The organism is Sphingobacterium mizutaii, assembly GCF_900187125.1.
GTDB classification, from domain to species: Bacteria; Bacteroidota; Bacteroidia; order Sphingobacteriales; family Sphingobacteriaceae; genus Sphingobacterium; species Sphingobacterium mizutaii.
The window spans coordinates 2764554-2786318 of the sequence record NZ_LT906468.1 but is presented as its reverse complement, the minus strand read 5'-3'; the positions used below and the strand labels follow the sequence as shown (position 1 = coordinate 2786318).

The 21765-nt window shown below is 39.1% G+C and carries 13 protein-coding genes and 1 pseudogene; 9 read left to right on the top strand and 5 right to left on the bottom strand.

Annotated features, from left to right (window positions below):
* Positions 1-31 precede the first annotated feature (31 nt).
* Genes CKW03_RS11965 through CKW03_RS11955 form a run of 3 tightly spaced genes read right to left on the bottom strand, consistent with a single transcriptional unit; the run spans position 32 to position 6709 of the window.
* Positions 32-2038 carry a beta-L-arabinofuranosidase domain-containing protein gene (locus tag CKW03_RS11965; protein ID WP_093097807.1) on the bottom strand — a complete coding sequence of 669 codons (2007 nt, stop codon included), beginning with the start codon at positions 2036-2038 and terminating at the stop codon, positions 32-34.
* A gap of 43 nt (positions 2039-2081) precedes the next feature.
* Complete coding sequence (locus CKW03_RS11960; RefSeq protein WP_236736470.1) at positions 2082-3644, bottom strand: RagB/SusD family nutrient uptake outer membrane protein; 1563 nt, start codon at positions 3642-3644, stop codon at positions 2082-2084.
* A 35-nt stretch (positions 3645-3679) separates the two neighbouring features.
* Positions 3680-6709 carry a SusC/RagA family TonB-linked outer membrane protein gene (locus tag CKW03_RS11955; RefSeq protein WP_093097227.1) on the bottom strand — a complete coding sequence of 1010 codons (3030 nt, stop codon included), beginning with the start codon at positions 6707-6709 and terminating at the stop codon, positions 3680-3682.
* A gap of 679 nt (positions 6710-7388) precedes the next feature.
* Here CKW03_RS11955 and CKW03_RS11950 point away from each other — a divergent pair.
* Both CKW03_RS11950 and CKW03_RS11945 read left to right on the top strand, forming a co-directional pair.
* Positions 7389-10034, top strand: coding sequence for a ligand-binding sensor domain-containing protein (locus CKW03_RS11950; RefSeq protein ID WP_169919001.1), 2646 nt, complete (start codon positions 7389-7391; stop codon positions 10032-10034).
* A gap of 10 nt (positions 10035-10044) precedes the next feature.
* On the top strand, positions 10045-10806 hold the full coding sequence (locus tag CKW03_RS11945; protein ID WP_093097222.1) for a response regulator transcription factor: 762 nt from the start codon (positions 10045-10047) through the stop codon (positions 10804-10806).
* Positions 10807-10817: 11 nt separating this feature from the next.
* Here CKW03_RS11945 and CKW03_RS11940 read toward each other — a convergent pair whose 3' ends face one another.
* On the bottom strand, positions 10818-11909 hold the full coding sequence (locus CKW03_RS11940; protein ID WP_093097806.1) for a LytTR family transcriptional regulator: 1092 nt from the start codon (positions 11907-11909) through the stop codon (positions 10818-10820).
* 217 nt (positions 11910-12126) lie between these two features.
* Here CKW03_RS11940 and CKW03_RS11935 point away from each other — a divergent pair, with 217 nt between their 5' ends.
* The 7 genes and pseudogenes from CKW03_RS11935 (at position 12127) to CKW03_RS11910 (ending at position 19937) form a co-directional block, all read left to right on the top strand.
* Positions 12127-13077, top strand: coding sequence for a cytochrome P460 family protein (locus CKW03_RS11935; RefSeq protein ID WP_169919000.1), 951 nt, complete (start codon positions 12127-12129; stop codon positions 13075-13077).
* A gap of 8 nt (positions 13078-13085) precedes the next feature.
* Positions 13086-13559, top strand: coding sequence for a hypothetical protein (locus CKW03_RS11930; RefSeq protein ID WP_093097217.1), 474 nt, complete (start codon positions 13086-13088; stop codon positions 13557-13559).
* A gap of 423 nt (positions 13560-13982) precedes the next feature.
* Positions 13983-14132: pseudogene (locus CKW03_RS20915) on the top strand (RNA polymerase sigma factor); the annotation flags it as partial.
* A 62-nt stretch (positions 14133-14194) separates the two neighbouring features.
* The gene (locus CKW03_RS20760) at positions 14195-14335 is read left to right on the top strand and encodes a hypothetical protein (protein WP_236736469.1); all 141 of its coding nucleotides are present in this window, start codon (positions 14195-14197) and stop codon (positions 14333-14335) included.
* A gap of 216 nt (positions 14336-14551) precedes the next feature.
* Positions 14552-14890 (top strand): helix-turn-helix domain-containing protein, encoded by a 339-nt coding sequence (locus tag CKW03_RS11920; protein WP_093097211.1) that lies wholly within the window; start codon positions 14552-14554, stop codon positions 14888-14890.
* A 238-nt stretch (positions 14891-15128) separates the two neighbouring features.
* Entirely contained in the window at positions 15129-15524 is a 396-nt protein-coding gene (locus CKW03_RS11915; RefSeq protein ID WP_093097209.1) for a VOC family protein, read from the top strand.
* 132 nt (positions 15525-15656) lie between these two features.
* The gene (locus tag CKW03_RS11910) at positions 15657-19937 is read left to right on the top strand and encodes an eCIS core domain-containing protein (protein ID WP_197700935.1); all 4281 of its coding nucleotides are present in this window, start codon (positions 15657-15659) and stop codon (positions 19935-19937) included.
* A 56-nt stretch (positions 19938-19993) separates the two neighbouring features.
* On the opposite strand, the gene CKW03_RS11905 is transcribed toward CKW03_RS11910, so the two are convergent.
* Positions 19994-21763 carry a RagB/SusD family nutrient uptake outer membrane protein gene (locus CKW03_RS11905; RefSeq protein WP_093097205.1) on the bottom strand — a complete coding sequence of 590 codons (1770 nt, stop codon included), beginning with the start codon at positions 21761-21763 and terminating at the stop codon, positions 19994-19996.
* Positions 21764-21765: the final 2 nt, after the last annotated feature.

Here is a 21765-nt window from a genome sequence, read left to right as displayed (position 1 = left end):
ACATTATTTACTATTTATTATTGGGAATTCATTAATCAAGCCTTGGAAATTGTGAAATCCTTAATTGTGTACAACCATAGGGGACTAAGGTGATTTCTTCGGTGTTTTTTGCGGCTTGCATTCTATAAGTTCCACTATAGGGGAGTGGACCAGCCATCCCATTATAGAGTTGCCAAGAAGGAATACGTTTTGCCTTTGTTTTGATTCGGATTGGAGCATTTTCTAAATTCCAAGGGTAATTCACTCCAGGGTCATTGAATTCAACAATAAAATTATCTTCAAATTTTCGATGTTCTTGGACTAACCCATAGTTCCAAGGAGTGGTAGGGTGGATTTCATAAAATTCTTTGCCACCATACGATCCTGGGGGATTATCATTTTGGACTAATTCCATTTTTTCTCCCATTTTTAGAGCAAAGGTAAGTGGGCCTCTTTGGATACTAATTGAGTTTTCATCCCATTTTTCTTGATAAAGGTTCATGGGCAAGTGTAATTGCACAACATCATTACTATTCCATTTCCTTTTTAAAATAGCAATACCATCTTTTTGACTAAAACTTACGGGTAAACCATTTATCCTAATTTCAGCAGATTGGCACCATGAAGGAATCCTTAAATGGAATGGGAATTCACTATTTTTTACACCTTTTTCAAAATGGAAGGTAAAATTGATGTCCTCTTGGAAAGGATAGTTAGTTTCTTCCACTATTTTAACCGCAATGTTGCCGGCAACTGTCGTGTTCACCTCATTCGGCGAATAGAGGAGGGCTGCAATACCATGATCAGCGGTTGAATACCATAGATTTTGGGCAAATTTGGGCCAGCCTTGATGCATATTGGCCGTGCAACATGGGAATCCGGTCAATAAGCCATAACAATTATCTGTTCCATCATGGTTGGTTTGGAAATTCCTGATCTGGTTACTCACCATTACTTGGTTTGCCTGTTGGAAATATTGTCTATTCATGAAATCATCCGTCGCTTGCGCCGGTAGAGCATTGAATGCTATTTTTTCGATTTGGTCGGCATATTTGTTTTCTCCTGTAATCTGTAGGACAGTTTCCATAGAAAACATCATTTCAACTGCTGAACAGAATTCTGAACCTTGCGTTGGATTGTTTCCATGTAGTGCTTCATCACCTCCAAACATGCCATGTGCCATCCCATGGAATTTGCGAATATCAGCTAGGGCAGTTTCAACAGATTTTCTGTACTTTTCTTCAGGATGTCTTTGATAATAAACCAGTGGGGCTTTAATACCTTGAGCGAGATTGACACAATGTATACTTCCTTCTGTTGTCAGCATTTCCCTTTCGTTAAAAGCTGTGGTATAATCAAAGGTTTGTTTATGGATGATTTCCCCTAAGTCCAATAAAAATTCGTCTTTTGTGATATTATAGAGCCAATAAACCACCATTAGGTTTTCCGCTCCACGGTATCTAGCCCAAAAGGTCCAATTATCCAATCGTGTGCTCGGTAAATGTTCCAATTGATATTTAAAGTAATTGGTCAATAATTTGATTACCCTTTTGTCTTTAGTTGCTGAATAATATTGTTTTAAAACCTTCAACATGACCATTTTCGGCCACCAGTCCCGGCTATTGTTTCTTTGCAGGCCAGTCTCTTCATCATAATCCTGTGATGGCCCAAAATAGCCATCTGCTTTTTGGCTTTTGATTGCCCATTCCACCCAGGGTTTTGTTTTTTCGATCAACTCTTTATCTTCCAAAATATAGGCTAAAGGTAATAGGCCATCTATCCAGTATGGTCCTCTTTCCCATTGATCACCATCACCACCTAACCAGCCATTTCTTTCGCCCATCACTTCAGGATAGAGTACATCCAATTGACCAGTTAATCCAGACTTTTGGCGCTTTAACATTTCCAATAACCATCCCTTCGGTTTTATTTCACCTAATGAAAGTTCTATATAAGGATTTTGTCTTAAACCTTTCGTTGTATCACTGATTAGCCTATTACCTGGTCTATCTCTTGCAATTGCTGTGGTTTGTACCAATCCTAGAGTTATTAGGATCATAATTTTGAAAATAGATTTCATGGTCTGTTTTTATTTCTAATTATTATTTAAGATTTGGATTTGCGTCTACAGCTGCTTGTGGAATCATAAATGTTATCCGATCATTACCTTGGGGTTTATGTGATAACCAACTTTTCTTTGTAAACACACCATATCTAATGATATCTCTTCTCCTTTGAGCTTCCCAAGCAAACTCCCAACCTAGTTCATCAAGTAGACCACCGTATTTAATAACTTCTGTATTACCTTTGTCAACTAATTTATAGTCTTTGATAAGCCCATATTGGTATTTTGAATTTCCAAGAAGATTTTCTTCAGTTACCTTTGCTTTAGCTTCATCACTGAAATTCCTAGCCCGAACTTGATTAACTAATTTGACTGCTTCGGCGGATTGTCCTAACCTTAGTAGGCACTCGGCTTTTATTAGCAAGACCTGTGCATATCTGAAAAATGGAAAATCATTGCTTAAATCAAAGCGAGCACCTACCTTTACTTCGAATTTATTTTGTCTATAGCCTTCTGATTCTCCTGTAAATAGACCGTCAGGCAAGTCTTTAGTAAAAATTAAGGGTTGGCCTGCTTTATCATATGACCCTTTTAAAACTGTGGTTCCGTTTAGAGCATACTGCTGTCCCATCAGCCAGGAATCTTCTAATCTTTTATCAGAAGGGTCATAAGTGTCAATAAATTGTGAAACTCCCATTGCGGATCCACTTCCCCAAGGGGTACTTTGGGTAGCCCTTTTATCCCTTAATGCTGCATGCCATGAAAATTGTTGAACAAAGAAGCCCCCGGCTTTATTTTCATCAAACGGAATGGCAAAAACTATTTCTTTGGAATTTTCATTATTCGTAATGAAATTATTCTTATAGCTGCTTTCCAAACTGAATTTATTGGAGGCAATAATTTCATTCACCTCCTTTAAGCAATCACTCCATCTGTTTTCGCCGGAATAGACCTCGGCGTTTAAATACAGGTTAGCAAGTAAAGTTTTTGCAGCCCATTTGTTAAAACGACCATAAGTTTTGCTGCTTTTTTCTTCCGATAACTGGGGGATGGATTCCTTGAGTTCCTTTTCTATAAATTTAAAAATATCCTTTCTAGCGGTCTTTTGGGGCAAATCAGTAGAAGGGTTTGTCACCAAGGGTGCGTCTCCAAAATTGTCGCAAATTAACCAATAGAAAAACGCACGAGCAGCTCTCATCTCTGAAATATATTGTGATTTATTTTGATCACTTTTTAATTGTATCTGGTCATTTTCAAGTTGAGAAATTAATCGGTTTGAATTGATTACCCCTCTGTAAAAAACATTCCACATGTTTATTAATTGAGGATTTTCTGAATTCCAAGTATGTAAATGTAGGGTTTTGAAAATTCCACCATCATCCCATCCAGAAGGATTAGCAGGCATAACTATTTCATCGGAGGTAGTTTCCTGAACCATATAAAAGTTGGTGTGGCCAAACAGACTTCGCATATTAGCATATACAATTCCTATGGCTGCATTCGCATCAGTATAGGAATAGGAGTCTTCAGTAATATCTGAATAGACCACCTCATTCAGGTCAGTGTCGCAAGATCCAAGACTAAGGAACAGCGAACTCATTAATATATATTTTAAGATTTTCATTTTTTTAATGCTTAAAAGGTTAAAGATGCTCCAAGGGTGAAAGTGCGACTTGACGGATAACGATCCCTTTCATCCACCCCAGGTGTCAGGCCAACAATGGGTGTTTCTGGGTCAATACCACTATAGTTTGTGATGGTCACCAAGTTTGATCCTGAAAGATATAAACGCATTGACTTAATTTTACTTTGGTTAAAGTTTAGGCGATAACCTAAGGTCACATTGTCTATTTTCCAATAATCACCCTTTTCAATATAATAGCTTAGATAGTTCAGGGATTGATCGTCAGCTAAAGGTCTTTTGCCATATATTTTATCATACGAATTGGCTAGAATATTTCCTCTTGTCAACATAACTGGTGCTGAGTAAAACATTTGTGGTAAGTTTAAAATATCAAATCCAAAAGCACCACGCATGCTGATTCCTAGGTCAAAATTTCCATATTTGAAATTGTTGTTGAAATTTAAATAATGCTTTGGAAGACCATTTCCGATAATTTGTTTGTCTTCAGCTTTTTGATCGGCAATTGGTTTTGGTTTGCCATCTTTACCTTCAATAATCCAATATCCGTTCTCATCAATGTCCACTGATTTGTATCCATAGAAATTTCCTATCGGTTGACCGATCTGGATCCTGGTCAATGATTGTTGTATTGGTTCTTCAGTTGTTCCTGCATCAAAATATCCTGCAGCCAATTGGAAACTTTTATCTGACAAAGACAAGAGCTTGTTTCGGTTTGTAGAATAATTGATCGAACTATTCCATTGGAATTTTTCATGCATAATGGGCGAATAGTTCAATTGGACTTCTACTCCCTTATTTTCCATCGAAGCTGCATTCGCCCTGATTCTATTATACAAGTATGGTGGAGTAGGAACAGAATAATCAAATAATAAATCGTTGGTCTTTCTTTGGTACAAGTCAATGCTTCCTGTTAATCTATTGTTCCAGAAACCAAAATCCAAGCCTAGGTTGGTTTCTTGTTTCCTTTCCCATCTCAAATTAGGATTGGCATTAGATGACACATTCACCACCTGTGACCAAACCCCATTTAAAAGAGCGTTGCTGTCAAAATTCAAACGATTGAGAGAGAGATATGGGGTTTCAGGTTCAGTACCTGTTATTCCAAAACTAGCTCTTAATTTAAGGGTACTCAGGACTTGGTTGTCCATTAAAAATCCTTCATTCTTGATATTCCAACCTGCAGAAATGGCCGGAAAATTTCCATATTTATTGTTTCTTCCAAATTTTGAAGATCCTTCTCTCCTGATACTGGCCATTAATAGGTATCGGTTTTTGTAGGCATAATTAAGTCTAAAAAAATATCCAATTAACCTATTGCTACTTTGGTAGGAATTCTGTGGTGCTTCACCCCGAGATAAAGCAAGACCAGCCCCAATATTGTTGTATGAAAAATCATCAGATGGAAAATCCCAGTTTTGCATCCAATAGTCTTCATGATTTGTTTCTCTCCAACTGTATCCCAGTAAACCTTTCAAGTCGTGATTGCCAAAATTCCTTTGATAATTTGCCGTCAATTCCATCAATGATTCTTCCCGTCTAGTTGTCCCTCTTGATGCAAAACCATTTTTACTGTCCCTTCTCGTCGAATAATGATTTTTTGTCTCATAATACCCTCTTACACTATTAAAGATTTCCCTAGATCCCATGGCCATGATATCTAATCCTTGAATAGGTCTATAATTTATAGAACCTAGTGATCTGAGTGTCGTATTTTGGTTTTTCCCTTTGGTCTCCATTAATAATGCAAGTGGGTTTGCATAGTTTGTTTTATCTGTATGTTCAGTCCAATTGCCATCTTCGTCCTTTAATGGGTCGGTTGGATTGTAGGTGATAGCATTTCGGTAAACATCACCCCGATAGCTACTTCCGTCTGCACCAGCAAAATATTTTTGTTGTGACCCAGTTAGGTTGGCAGTTAATTTCAACTTTCCATCAAACATTTGATGACTGACTTCAACTCGAGGTATTATCCTTTGGTTATCTGATTTTAGGATGATACCCTGATCATCTCTTAGGTTCAGGTTAGCCAGATAGCTAGTGTTTTTACTTCCGCCACTGATACTAAGGTTATGGACTTGGGATATAGCGTTACGACTGATTTCATCTAACCAATTGGTGGAATGTCCATAATCATAAGCCCCAGCTTTTTTCTGAGCCACCAGCTCTCTATAACCTTCCGGACTCATGAAATCCAATCTTCGATTAATTTGTTGAGAAGAAATATAACTATTGATCATAATGGAGGGTTCCAGATTACCATCTGGTTTTCGCGTAGTGATCAAAATTACCCCATTTGTACCTCTGGTTCCATAAATAGCAGCTGCTCCACCGTCCTTAAGAACGTCAATGGACTCAATATCCTGTGGAGCAACTGACTGTAAACTGCCAGGAACCCCATCTATAATAACCAGGGGCGAGGTCCCTGCAGTTAGGGTCGTAATTCCTCTTAAGTTGATTTGGGAATTTCCGACCGGGTTTGCGTCGGGGGTGACAATATTTAATCCAGCTACTTTTCCTCGGATTAATTGAGCTGGATCTTGGACAGCTCCTTTAATAAAATCTTCTGCTTTAACTGAAGCGACTGACGTAGTGATTTGATCTCTTTTTTGAGTTCCATAACCGACAACAACTACAGCATCTAACGAGGTGGAAGTCGTTTTTAAAGTAATATTTATTTCGGTTCGATCAGAAACTTGAATTTCAGCAGTCTGGTAGCCCAACATGTGGACACTGATCCAATCTCCATTTTTGGCTACTTCAATTTCAAAGCTTCCATCTGCTGTGGAAGAGACTGCATTCTTGGTCAATTTAGTTCTAATGGTAGCCCCGCTCAATGGTTTCCCCATTTCATCCCTTACGGTTCCTTGAATTCTTTTTTGCTGCTGGAAACTGGCTGGCATGGAAATTAGATGCGACTTGTTCCCTGCAAATACTCCAGAACTGGAGTTAGGTAAGGTCAAGAAAATCAAACAGAGGCATTTTAAGGAAACTCCGTAAATTTTCGAATTTGTTTTTTTCATAACATTTATTGTTGAATAGGTTATTCGATGGGTTAGTAATCATAAATGGTTCATCGAATTGTATTTTGATTTTTCCCTTCAACAAAGTAAAAGCGAAAAAAAATGGGAAGATTAGCAATCTGTTTCAATAATCTAGCAATTTGTTCCATTGACCTATGTGCGCAGGAATTCAAGTCTGATCTCCTTATATTTGATTAATTAATCTATCGTTATGAGGCTTGTGCTAATACTGTTGTTGCTGTTCTCACAACAGTTAAAAGGAATTTCTGATCCGGTTTATTTCCGCCATTTGCAAGTAGAAGATGGGCTGGCCAATAATACCGTGTTTGTAAGCTTTCAAGATTCTTGGGGATTTATGTGGTTTGGAACCAAAGAAGGACTATCAAGATATGATGGGACGAATTTTCGGTCCTTTAAGATAATCCCAAATGCCGAAAATGAGGGGAATGAATTTGTCTATTCCATTGCACAAACAGACGATAATATGCTGATACTTGGAACCCGTAGTGGCCTATATGAATTTAATCCCATCACTGAAAAATCCAGTAGCCTTTACAAAACTAATGCAGATGAAATTTTAAAGGTTTGCAAAGCAAAAAATGGTAAAATATTTTTTTTGGTTTCGGGCAAGCTATATGAATATCAAGCCCATGGCAAAAAAATAAGGAATATCAATGAAATGGATATTTTCAAAGATCAAAGACTCTTAGGGATGACTTTGGACTTTGAAAACAATCTATGGTTGATTTCTCAGAATGGAGAGCTATTCAAATATGATGTAGATTTAGAAAGGTTTCATTTACAGGATAAACTTTCTGAGCTTAAAAGCACCATTATCTCTGTACTGCATGTTCCTAACCCAAATGAAATATTGGTCGGGACAACTATGGGACTTCTCAGGTATAATCGGCAGACTAAAAACGTAAAATGGATTTTGGGATCTAAATTAGGAAAGGAAATTTTCGTGCGAGATATTATCTCCAATAATAGCAAGGAATATTGGGTAGCATCTGAACAAGGTTTGTTTATTGTTGATGGAAAAACTGCTTCATTCAAAAGTTTGAAAAAAGATGATACAGATCCCTATTCAATTTCAGATAATGCCGTTTATAGTTTGTTCATGGATAAGGATTCAGGTATTTGGTGTGGAACATATTTTGGCGGGATAAATTATCATCATCCACGATTTAATAATTTCAGAAAATATTTCCGGCAAAAAGGTATTCCAAGTATTAGTGGTTGGGCAGTTAGAGAGATGTATCCAGATCGATCAGGAAAGCAGCTATGGATTGGCACAGAAGACGCTGGACTTAATCGAATGGATTTAAAAACCGGTAAAATTCATCCGATAGAAAAATTTAATGCCATTAAACCTTTCAATGTTCATGCTATCGCTGAAACCGATAAAGGTTTATGGGTCGGTACTTTTCAGGATGGACTATTTCTCCTAAATACTCAGTCAGGTAAAATCGTAAAGCACTATGAGAAAAATAGTAATCTTGATGGACTGAAATCAAATTTTATTATCTCCGCCCTTAGGACTTCAACTAGTATTTTATTATTGGGAAGTAGCAATGGAGTTTATGAATATTTTCCGGCTAAAGATCAATTTCTATTATCGTCAAATTTCCCTAGGAACCTTTATGTTTTTACCATGTTGGAAGATAAAGCTGGCAGGATTTGGGCAGGAACAATTGGAGAGGGAGCCTTTTGCTATAATCCTAGAACAGGTACAACCGAAAATTTTTCGCATCAATCCCGAAGACAAAATAATTTGAGCCATAATTCAGTCTGTGGAATATTTGAGGATAGGGCAGGTAATATTTGGTTTTCTACGGAAGGCGGAGGTATCAGTAAGTACCATGTGAGAAGTAAAAGCTTCAGCTATTTTACCGAACGAAATGGTCTGCCTAGCAATATGGTATATGTGGTCCTTGAGGATCAAAAAGGGAGATTTTGGGCGAGTACTTCCAAAGGTCTTGCCTGTTTGCTCCCTGGAGAAAGCAAATGGGTCAGTTTTACAAAAGATGATGGTTTATTAACTGACCAGTTTAACTATTCTTCGGGATATATTAGCAAAGAGGGGGAACTGTTTTTTGGCAGTGTAAAAGGTTTGGTAAGTTTCTTTCCTGACGATCTATTCAAGGTAAACAGCAAAGCACCGATCTTCATAACCAGTTTTCAGGTCAATGGAAGTGAGCTGAGCCCAGCAAATCAACAGAATTGGCGTTCAATTCTCTTTCGGGATTCAATCTATTTAAGGCATGACGAATCCTCTTTTTCAATAGGTTTTTCTTCGTTAGACTTTGCAGCTTCTTCCACATTGAATTATCAATATTGGCTTGAAGGGGCTGAAGATAAGAGAACAGATATTTCCAGAAACCGAAACGTCAACTTTACCAAATTGCCTGCCGGAGAATATAGATTTCATGTAAGGGTCTTAAACAGACAAAATGGAAATGAAAATGAAAAAATACTCCATATTTTTATTGCTCCTGCATGGTGGGCATCTACTATAGCTTATATCATTTATAGCATTCTGTTGATTATGATCTTGCTAGTTTCCTTTTTATTGTACCATAAAAGGCAAAGACAGATTCGTGAAAATGCCGTTAAAGAACTTGATTTAAAAAAACAATCGGAATATTATTCTGCTAAAATGAATTTTGTTACGAATATAGTACATGAAATCAGAACTCCACTAACCTTGATCAAAGGCCCTTTGGAATTAATTTCAGAGAAGATGAATAATAATCCAAAACAGCAGCAATTTCTCAGCCTTATTAATAGAAATACAGAAAGATTATCTTCCTTAACCGACCAATTATTAGATTTTCAAGCTTTGGAAAGTAATCTTGAAGGAAATAATCCTCAAAAGATACACATCGCTTCAGTATTAGAAGAATTGATTTCGGAATTTGAAATCCTTGCAGAGTCTAAAAATTTAAAAATTCAAAGTTATTGCAATACAGGAAATGTTAGTATCTACATTGATGAGGAAATTTTTCATAGAATTATCAGCAATCTATTATCAAATGCAATAAAATATGCAGATAGTGAAATCATTATTGAATGTGAGGTTGAAAATAGTCAGTCTCAAACTCTTATCTTTTCAATTGCGAATGATGGCTCTTTAGTTCCAGCGGATCAAAAAGAAAAAATATTTGAAGCTTTTCATCGGGTTCAAAATAAAAAAGGATTAGGAACTGGCATAGGATTGACCTTGGCGAGGATATTAACTGAAAGAAATGCTGGAACACTGACCTATGAATATCTAAATAATACTATGAATCGATTTATTTTGAAGCTCCCAATTATTGGATAAAACTTAGTATATGAAACAAACGGTCTTAATTGTGGATGATAATCAGGATATCTTGGAGTTTATTTCGGTATTTCTCTCCGAGCATTATGAGGTTTATTTGGCGGAAAATGTTGCGGGTGCCTTGGAAATTTTAAAAGAACAGACTGTTCACTTAATTGTAACAGATATTATGATGCCTAGCGTAGATGGTTTTACGTTTTGTGATATAGTAAAATCTTCTGAGGAATTTTGTCATATACCTGTTATCATGTTGACAGCTCGCAAAGAGCTTTCCTATAAATATAGAGGTTTAGAATTTGGCGCTGACGCTTATTTAGGCAAACCTTTTTCTCCTAAACATCTTTTATTACAGATTTCCAATCTTTTGAAAAACAGAAAAATTATCAAATCCTATTTTGCGCATTCGCCTGTTGTTATGTTAAGTGCAGAAGAGCATGGCGCTGAAAATAGGTTGTTTTTAGAACGATTGAACCAGATTATTATGGAGAATTTGGACAATGTATTGATGGATGGTGAATTTTTGTCTAGAGCGATGAATATGAGCCGAACTACGTTGTATCGAAGACTTAGTGAGCTGAGTGTATTAAAAGTTCATGAACTTATCATAAATAGTAGGCTGAAAAAAGCTGCAGAATTACTTGCCACAGGTAATTATAAAGTTTATGAAGTTTCAGATATAACAGGTTTTAGTTCTCCCAATCATTTCCATAGAAGTTTTCTGAAAATGTATAAACTATCACCCTCCCAATTCATCAAAGATAATGGCAGTTAACCATAACCCCCTTAGCGATCCAACCACCTTTTAAATTCAGCAACCTTGTTTTTGCTAATCAGGATAGGAGTTTCACTTTTGGCAGTAGTTTCTATACGAAGTTGATTTCTTCCATAGACCCAAATATTGGAAATGGCTCTAATATTAATGATAAACTGTCGGTTTGCTCGATAGAAGACTTCTTGGTCCAACTCATTGACCAGCTCATCCAGGCTACCATTGACCGTATAACTGTTTTCATCAAAAGTCCGGGCGACAATAGCATTGTTGTTCAGCTCAAAATAGGCGATGTCTTCCGTGTCCAAGGCAATAACCTCATCCCTGATATATGAGATAATACGTTTTCGATTCGGTTTCTTTTCTGGAGATTCATGTGCGATATTGTTCTTTACCGTCTCGAGTTGCTGGTTCATGGCCTGTAGGGTATTCACTTGAATATTGAGGTCAGCAATTTCAGCATCTTTTTGCTTTTCATAGGATCGGTAGATCAATCGGATCAATAGGAAAGAAGAGAAGCTAATGAATAAAGTAAATATGATTCCGCCAACGATAAATTTTAGGAATAGATCCTCTAATTGACTTTGAATTGCAGCAATATTGGCATGGCTGGCCAGCATCCAATCTGTTCCCTTAACAGGGTAAACGCTGACAATTTCTGAACTTCTTTGGCTATTAAGGGGGAATTCTCGGGTTCCGGACTGTTCCTTTCCTTCCTGCAAAATCTGGCGAAAGGAATTCTGATGACCGGCAATTTTGATGGAAGAATTTGATGCATCGATCTTTTGTCCGATCAATGCTGGATCGGGATGGCAAAGCTCAATTCCTTGGGTATTATACATGCACACAAATTCACTATGGACATCGGTGTTCAAGATGCTTTTCTGCAGGTTCTCAATCACTGTTTCTTCTGCAATCCCTGCAAGGATTTGCTGTTCCAACAAAATACCCAATTCCCTGATTTCCCTTTTACCTGCACTTTCCTTCTGTTGGAGCAGGGAAGTCTTGGCTTCTTGGTAATAATAAGTCAAGGAGGCAGTAGTAGCTAGGAGTGCCAGAAAAGTAAGGCCTATAAATGTCCATAAATAATGTTTGGAGCTTTTCATTTTAAGTGTTGAGACATCCAAATGTATAGCTTTTGTTAGGGAATCAAAAATTCTTGCAGCTGTACTTGATTTTAATTCCCTTTTTAACAGATCCATGCCCCCCTTCAGGGGCAAATATTCACTTTTAGGTTTCAATTTCTCCCTTTCGAGGTCATTGAAGCTGCTTTCCGTAAGGTTACAAGGTAACTTTGGATTAATGAACCAAAAATCAGTTAAGATGAATAAATCATTTTTTGTGCCCTTAATTCTATTTGTCGGCATCGTTATTTTGCAATTTTTACCCTTTGTAAAAGCCGATCCCATTGAGTCGGTCCCGGCAAAGCCATTGGCAGGAGTTCCCGAGGAGATCAATGCCATTATAGAAAAATCATGTTTCGATTGCCATTCCTCCCAAAGCAATCTCAGTTGGTATGATAAAATAGTACCGCTAGATTATTTTGTCAATGGCCATATTGAGAAGGGTAGGGAAGCTTTGGATTTCTCAAAATGGGATTCCTTAGGAAATCCCGCCAGAAACAATCTGCTATATTACAGTTTGAATAAAATATTGGAAGGGGAAATGCCATTGAAATCATATAGCTATATACATGGAGATAACAAGCCTTCCGAAAATGATATCGCTCTCCTAAAAAGTTATTTGAAAGAGCGGACTCCAAGGAAGGCATTTGATCCAAGCCAAGGGGTAGATAGCAATAAAACCCTGATTTCACTTAAAAAGGAAGAAAAGATTGTGGTTGCTCCGAATGCCAATGGCATCGAGTATATCCCCGATTATAAAGATTGGAAACTGATCAGTTTTTCAGATCGCTTTGATAATGGTACCATGCGGCTTATCTATGCAAATGATATCGCCGTAAAAGCAATCCAGGACAATAAAGTTAAACCTTGGCCAGATGGGGCCATATTTGCGAAGGCAGCATGGAAATCTAAGACCAATTCAGACGGAAGTCTTTCTAGCGGAGAATTCTTTCAGGTGGAATTTATGATCAAGGATGCGCAAAAATTTAAGAACAGCTTGGGATGGGGCTGGGCAAGATGGCGAGGAAAAGACTTGAAACCTTATGGTGGAGAAGCAATTTTAACGACGGAATGTACAAACTGCCATAAGCCACTAAAAGAAAGTGATTATGTATTTACTAGGCCATTCTTGCTAACGAACCTTAAATAAGAATTAACATGAAAAATATCCTATATATTTTTATTGCCTGTATGTTTGCACTAAATATAAGTTGTAAAGACCATACAGGGACATTGCTTAATGTTGAAGCCTCAAGATTAAGTTTCAAAGATTTACCTGAAAACCCATTGCTATTGCATCCCGTAACGCTGTGGAATAAACCAAAGGATGGCAATATGTCGGTAATTTATGCGAATGACTTAGCATGGCAAGAAATAAAAAGTTCCAATCGGCATGGTTTTCCTGAAAAGGCTAGCCTATATCAAGTAACTTGGACGGTAGAAAATGACAAGGAATGGTTCGGAGCCCTTACTCCTAAAAGAATAGTTCGGATTGAACAAATTCAATTCCTTAAAGATTTTAATTATCAGTACCGACAATACCTAAATGAAAATTTAGGCGAAAACTCTGGAGCGGAAAAGGAAAATAGCGCCGAATTAATCCTAGAAAAACTGAAAAACACAGCAGAATAATCCTTCGAAACAAAAAATAAATTTCTATCAGAATTTCCTGATCTCTTCCTGCTCTCATTCGAGACATATTCGGAATTTTCCGAATATGTCTCGAATGAGAGTAAAACAAGGTCAATATAAAATGGCTCATCAAAAACCAATTTTTTCCGAAAAATCAATTTCTACGAGTGTAAAATTTTCTTGCTCATAGCTAGATTCCCGCTTTGAATTGCTCATAAATCCATCGAGAATAATTTTTGGAAAAAATAATCGATTAAAACATGTTTTTAGGAGACTCTAATATTATAGCAGCTTAATTCCTTGATGTTTACTTTAAAAAATTAGAAAATATATAAATGATAATTAAAGAATTATGTAAACTAGACAATAAAAGTAATTGACCAATTTGGCTTCAGAGGAAATAAGTGAAAAGAGCCTGTCAAAATGAATTTAAAAATTGATGAAGATAGTTTTCGGGACATATTTAATAAGTACTATGACCGAATATATTCTGGTTTCTATAAGAAAACAAATTCCCATGAAAATGCACAAGATCTAAGCCAACAGACTTTTATAAAATTTTGGCGATATAGACAGAATTTCACAAGTATTTTGCCGGTAGATGTACAATTATTTAGAAAGGGGAAAGGATATTTATGCTGGTTATTACCCTCTGGGCTGGCTATATACAGATCCAAGAGATCTATATCCCTAATGGACAGTTTCCATTAGCTGGCCTTGCCGCTATCGCTATGTTCCTGATTACTATTGTATTTGTAGGAACCTTTTTACGCTAGGCTAAACTGATAAAAATAAAAAGTTTAGAAAAGGACCTGAATGCTGAAGAAGTCAAAGAATTGGTCGAAAGGTAGCTGGAAAGGGGATGTGCTTAATACTTTTATGTCAATTTCTTAACGTTAAAGCTACTCATAGTGTTTAATTAAAAATTAAATTTGATCATTAGGGTAGAGTTGCAATTGGATAAGTACATGATAGTAATCAAATCATAATATATGAACGAAAATCCATCCAGACCAAGATTCAATGAATTGCTGAGGGTGAGAAGGTTGTTGGAAAAAATGTATGAAACGTTAGTCGATCATACCGAGATTTCCCGAACAAACAGTGAATTCTTTAAAAGTGCCCAACTTTTTAACGAACAGACTAAACACACTAAACCAATTCCTGATAATACTCTTATTGATGCTGATGATCTAATTAAACTGCTTAAAATAAGTAAATCAACCTATTACAGGATGAAAAATGACCATATTATTAAACCCATTAAAATAGGTGGACGTGATTATTTTACACTAGAAGAAATCAATAGATTGCTGGGAAGGAAGAGGTAGTGAGTTAACCATAGGTGAAATAAAAATGGCAATAGGATAATTGCCATTTTTATTTGGTTAGGAGTTTGAAAAATCTATGTTTTAAATAGTTAATTGTGATCAAAAAATTAACTATTCTCGTATTTAACCAGGAAAGGCTGGAGTCAATTATTTACTTGCGAAAAACAAAACAAATATTTATGCTGTTAGCTTCATAGTTATCAGTATATTAGTTTAAGCTAACCTAAAAATCATCGCTATGAAACTCAACAATATCAGGTTATTGGTAAGGGATTTTGATACCTGCTTTAACTTTTACAAGGAAACTTTAGGACTGGAATGTGTGCATGGGGATTTGGGAGAGGTTTATGCCAGTTTTAATATTGGCATACCTGGGGGCTTGGCGCTCTTTAAATCGGAGTTGATGAATATGGCCTTGGGTATTTCGGCCATGGAAAACAGGCGTGGTTCGAATGATCAATTTGCCTTGATTTTGGAGGTCGAGAATGTGGATGAGTCCTATGCTGGGCTAAAGAAAAAGGGGATCGATTTTATTACCGTTCCTATGGATATGGATGATTGGGGGATTCGGGTTGCCCATTTCCGCGATCCTGAAAGCAACCTAATTGAGATCTATACCGACCTAAAAAGATAAAATCTTCGGCTGGTTGTTTGGTTAATGCGTAGTTTGGGTAATTGGTTTTTAGCAATAAATTGACTACTGCTAGCTATTGCTATTTCTGCATTTCCTGCGGAAATTTAAGGGATATGTCCTAACGATTCCGATATGAAAGCTGCTGAAGCAAAGTCAGTGGCAAGTCCTGCCAAATCGAGCAGCTCTTTTTTCTCTAAAGGGGCTGATTCATCATTTTTTTGTGATAGTGCTTCGCATGCTGATTTCTTTCAGCGGAAGTCGGAGAGCCATGCTTTTTTTGTCCAGACGAAGTTGAATGTTTCGGAGCCGAATGATCGCTATGAGAAGGAGGCTGATGCTACTGCCGATCGGGTGGTACAAAGGATGGAGGAGAAGGAAGCCGGAGGGAAGGAAAGGGATGAAAGTAGGCATTCGATTACGCCATTGGTTCAGAAGAAATGTGAAAAATGTGAACATGAGGACAAGCTGCAACGCAAAGAGGCGGGAAATGAAGAGCTACAATTGAAGGAGGAGGAAAAGCAAAAAGTCCAACGGAAGGAAAAGGCTCAGGAGGAGGAGGTTTTGCAAAAGCAGGCGCTTGCCAATGAAAGCCAGATGAGCGTGGTACTGGAAGATGGCAAGAGGCAGCGAATGAATCTGCGCTTACAGAACCGGCGAACCTTAAGGAACCAGACTAGGCGTAGGCTGCAGAATGAGCCTGAGCTGATGCGGAATGTGAGCCCTGAGCGTAATGCGAATCAAAAGGAGCGGGATGATGCGGTACAGCGGAAGGTAAGTAACCAGAATCAATTTACGAATCAGCAAACTAATGCTGTTGAGAATAATTTATCGGCTTCGAAGGGGGCAGGTAGACCCTTGCCAGAGATTATCCTAAGGCAGATGGAAAATTCCTTTGGCGTTGATTTCTCGCAGGTCCGGGTGCATGATAATAGCATGGCGGTTCAAATGAGTAAGGACCTGCATGCGCAGGCATTTACCCATGGAAATGATATTTATTTTAATACGGGCAAGTTTGATGTCAATAGTCCAGCTGGAAAGCATCTATTGGCCCATGAGCTGACCCATACCATACAGCAAGCTGGGGCTAGACCGAAGCAGGTGCAGCAGAAGTCGGCCCATGCTGCTGGTACCAATCCATCGCATACCGCAGTCAATCCGAGTTTGAGCCAAACCGAAAAGAGGGTTGCCAAGCAGGATGAGGAGGATGGCTTTTTATTGGAACAGGCCAAAGAGGCATTGTGGTCCTTGCTGAGGGAGGCATCGCCTGAGGTCTATGAGATATTTAGGGTCAAAGGTTTCACGAATTGGGCTAAGGAGAAGCTGGCCAACTTTGTGAACAGCACGGTGAATACCTTTAGTGAACCTATTCGATTAGGGGCTTCCATTATCAGTATGATCAAGACCAATTTCCATCTTTTCAAGGCTTGGATGGTTACTGCCATTGAGCGCTTGAAACAGGGGGATTGTTCGCCTTTTGTGGAAGCCACAGATTTCATTAATAATATATTAGAAGGGATTGCCGATCCTGTCTTGGATAGGATCAAGACCTTTTTGGCTCCAATCAAACGCTTTATTGACCATGTTTGGAATGATATCGGCAAGCCGATCTGGGATTTTGTCTCGAGGATATTCGGTAGGATCTGGGACGGCATCAAATGGGTTGCGGAAAGGATATGGAACCATATACAGACCGTCATTTCGGTTTATGCGGATATCTGGCATTGGTTTGCTAGGGCGATAGGCTTTGAAGGGGATGATCAGGATAGTCTATGGGAACAGATCAAACGGAAAGTATTGAGCCTCTGGGAAGAGGTAAAACAAACTCTTGAACCTTATAAAACCCAGTTGATGATATTAGGCGGCATTATTTTGCTGTTGTCACCTGCGGGGCCATTTATTGTTGCCGGTGCGATGATAACCGGAATCATGTATGCTGCCTCCAGGATTAGGCATTATATCATGCATCGGGATGCCATCATTCGGGAAAGAGGCTTTATCAATGGGGTCTTGATACCGGGCTTGTTTCAATCGATCCAAAGCTTGAGTAATTTCTTGCGTGCTAAGATCGCAATGATCAGTGGTACCTTGCGTACAGCGGTGGTTTCCTTGCAAAGTATCCCTCAGGATGTTTCTGTCTTGATGCTGACGGCTATCAATTCGGCCGTGAATTGGTTGACGGAAAAGTTTGTGGAGTTGGAAGCTTGGGCAAATGTACAGGCAACCCAGTTGATTGTCAATCTGCAGCTTGCATTTGCCAGAATCAGAACATTCTTGCAACCGATAACTAGGATCTTGGCGAAGATAGGTCGAGCGATGACCAATTATATTCAATTAGGATTCTTGATTTTGGATGATCTATTCCATAGGATTCCGAAATGTATCAGAGATAAAATAATTGCCTTTTTTGTAAAATATATATTCAAGCATATCCCATTGCTTCGGGAGGTTCAGGATGTTGAAGGCGCTTGGACGGCCATGCGGACCAGATGCATGCTGATATTGAACATGATGTTTGTGCATGGTGATGTAAAAGGTGCACTATGGGAAGTGTTTAACCTATTGCTCGAGGTATTGAGGTTTCCAGCAGAGCTGGCAGTAAAAGTATTCAATAAGGCCTTTGAAGTTTTTGATAGTATCATTGAAAGGCCTAGGGTATTCTTTGTGAATATGCTGCAGACGGCGAAGTTGGGCTTTATAGGTTTCTTTGAACGTAAATGGACCCATTTGAGAGAAGGATTTACGACTTGGCTGTTTGATGCTGTCCAAGGTAGTCCGATCTATATTCCTAGGGCATTTAACTTTTCGGAGATATTCAAAATGTTAGGTAGCCTGTTCAGTGTGGGAATGGAAAAGGTGTATCGGAGCATTGAGCGGAAAAGAGGGGCAGAGCTGGCCGCTAGGGTCCGGTTATGGATCGGAAGGATCGGTCGAGCAGCCGCCCAAGCATGGAGTTGGGTCGTTGCCCTCCATGAACATAGTTTGGATGAAATCATTAGCATGATCAGGGATCGTGGTGCTGAACTGTTGCAAACCTTGGTTGATTCGGTCATTGATTGGATCGTGAGCAATATTATCACGCGGGTGAGTGCAAGGCTGGTCAGCATGTTGGACCCGACAGGGATCATGGCAGTTGTCAATTCCATCGTGACCTTATATAGAGCTGTCGAAACTGCTATCGATAGGGCCAGGGAAATCTTGGAACTGGTCGAAGGGGTGTTGGATAATGTAGGGGAAGTGATGGCAGGTACCTTTATGAATGCGGCTCGGCGTTTTGAGAATAATTTGCAGCGAGCAATACCATTGTTTTTAGAGTTCTTGTCCAATCAGGTAAGCATGAGCCGGGTAGGTAGAAGGATTAGGGAAATGGCCACTCGGGCTGAGGAATGGATAGATGAGAAGATAGATTGGTTAGTGGATCGATTGCTGGCAGCGGGAGATTGGTTGGTTGATCGTGGTCGTGAAGCTGTAGCAGCCATTGTGGGTTGGTGGACAGCGATGAAATCGTTTAGGGCAAGGGATGGCAGGGACCATGAGTTATATTTTAACGGAGAAGAGGAAAATGCCACTTTGATGGTGGCCAGTAGAAGGGGTACAACATTTGAGAGTTTTATTCGAAATGTTCCTGTTGCCAATGATGCCGATAAACAAAGGGCACAGCAGGCAGCTATACCTATAGCGCAAGAAATAGACCGTGAAAAGATGAATTTTATTCCTAGGACATTGACTCCGGAAGAGAGGCGTGTGGCATTTTTGGCTAAGAAAGCCAGATTGGATCTGATGTTGAATAATCTTTCTGAACATGTAGCCATATTGATCTCTGAAGGGGATTTGCCAGATGGAAGTTATGAAAATCCAATTACCATTCGTTGGACCAAACGCGGACATCTGCTTGCTATGACTGACCTGATTCCAAAAGATTCTTTATGGAGAAGCAGGGGCATGAATCCACCAGATCCGATTGAATATGCACCAGCCGACCGAAGGACCCGACTGGAGCTTCCGCCAACAACCCGAAGGGGTTATGGTGGTAGGAATGAAATGCCTGGTGAGGGTACTGAGTTTATTATGATTGGGGTTGATAGCGATAATTTTGTAAGGATAGGGGATAAATTGCAAAGGAGTTCGAGCTCTGGCAGCGGCGCTGAAAAGGATAGGTTCAGAAGATTGATGACAGAGAATTATCATCTGACCTTATCGGGTTATGATTTTGACCATGTCAAAGACCTAGGGTTTGGAGGCAGGGATCAGGTATCGAACCTGTGGCCATTGCAGAATGACCTGAATCGGAACTGGGGTAATTTTGTCTATAGACAGACGGTTGCCTATCGGGATGCTGATGGAAGACCACAGGTAAGTACCCCAATGGATCTAAGGAATAAATGGTTTGTGGTCAATGAAATTGGAGATTTATAAAAAAAAGTGGCTGCCAAATGGAGCAGCCACTAGAATATAATAATTAACCGTTTTTCTTACCAACCTGGGTTTTGTACCAGGTTTTCATTTTTTACAATCGCCGTAGCCGGGATAGGATACAGGTATTGTTTGTTGTTAGGATCCCAAGTACGAGGTTGGGCTTTGAACCATTCCAAGTGTTTATCCGCAGTAAGGGTTTGGAAGTTGGTCGCCTTTCCACCGATAGCGACTTTTGCAACACCTGAAGGTACCGTAATGGATGGTCCAGATTGACTTCCATCATAGAATACGACATCCATCTTACCATCATGGTCTAAATCCATTAAAGTATTCAAGGTTGGTACATAAATACCAGTCCAAGGAAGGTTTGCCATTAATTCTCCTAATTTCCAACGCTTCAGGTCATTGAACCTAAATCCTTCTAGAGCGAGTTCAACCTGTCTTTCGCGACGAACTTCTAGCAAGATAGGATCGGAAATATTAGAGAAGAAAGTCTTTTGAAGGAAAGGGTCAACCTTTGTAGGTAATGCATTGATTCCTCCAGTCACGCCCGAACGAGCACGAAGTGCACCAATTGTTTTCTGCCAATCTGTAACTGATAATTGTTTCAATTCAGCTTTTGCTTCGGCATAATTTAATAAGACCTCAGCAAAACGCATTAATGGAACTGCATTGGTGTTGTATCCGCCATTATCATAGAAACTGTCGTCCAAGGTATATTTGATAGGCTGATACCCGGTATAAGTAAAGCTGCTGAAGTTCGGCGGAGCCGGAGCATCATTGCGTTTGTATCCCGGTGTACGGATCAACTGCGAAAGACGATTGTCCCTGTTTTGGGTCTCTTCAAAGAACTCTTCTGTTTTATAATTTGCACGGTCGGTGTACGGTGTTCCGTCGATGTTCAAGATGCTATTCACGAATTCTCTAGATAAGCTCAATCTTGGTCCATAGGTGGCAGAAGTCCACCACCAGTTGGCATCATTTAAGATTGCCAATTCCTTGCTGAATGCTACTGCCAACATGACCTCAGAGGTCACTGGGGTATTACTGATAAAGAGCTGTCTTTGAGATAATTTAACCCCTTGAGCTGTATTTAGGGAGTATGGACCTTGGGTCATCAGGATATCGCCGGCATCAACCACCATTTTGAAGAAATCATCTGGTTTAGTTGGTAAATCTAGAGCATGGTATTTACGAAAGGTCCCTTCGAAAAGTGCTACTCGGGTTTTTAGACCTAATGCCGTCCATTTGTTGATTACTGTTCCATCGCCTGCGCTCTCCGTGATATTTTGATAAGCATAATCCAAGTCCTCCATGATGTGCTTTACGACCACTTCACGGGAATCTTGCTTTGCGAATAGGACTTCTCTTTCATCTTGTGAAATGGGATGGTCTATCCAAGGCACATCGCCAAAACGGACCACCATATTGTAATAGAACCAAGCCCTGAAGAAACGAGCTAGACCGTTATAATTATTACGGATAGTTTCGTTGACTTCCTCGCGGTTGTTCTTGACTATCATTTGGTTGATGTTTCTCAGGGTTGACCAAGACCAGCCCGTGCTTACTTCAGGAGAATAAGCGCCCTTGACCATAAAGTCATTGAGGCTATTGACAACGGAGTAATCGGTCATGGCATCGCCTTTGAAGGCATCTGAGCCAGAGGTAATGTTGTTATAGAATGAAATACTGTAGGTTTTCAATCCGTTTTCGGTTCCAAAGATATCATCTTCGGTTGCGGTTGCTTGTGGCGTTTCAGATAGTTCACAAGAACTAAACAGTAATGCGATAGCAGGTAGATATAATAAATTTCTTAATGTTTTCATGA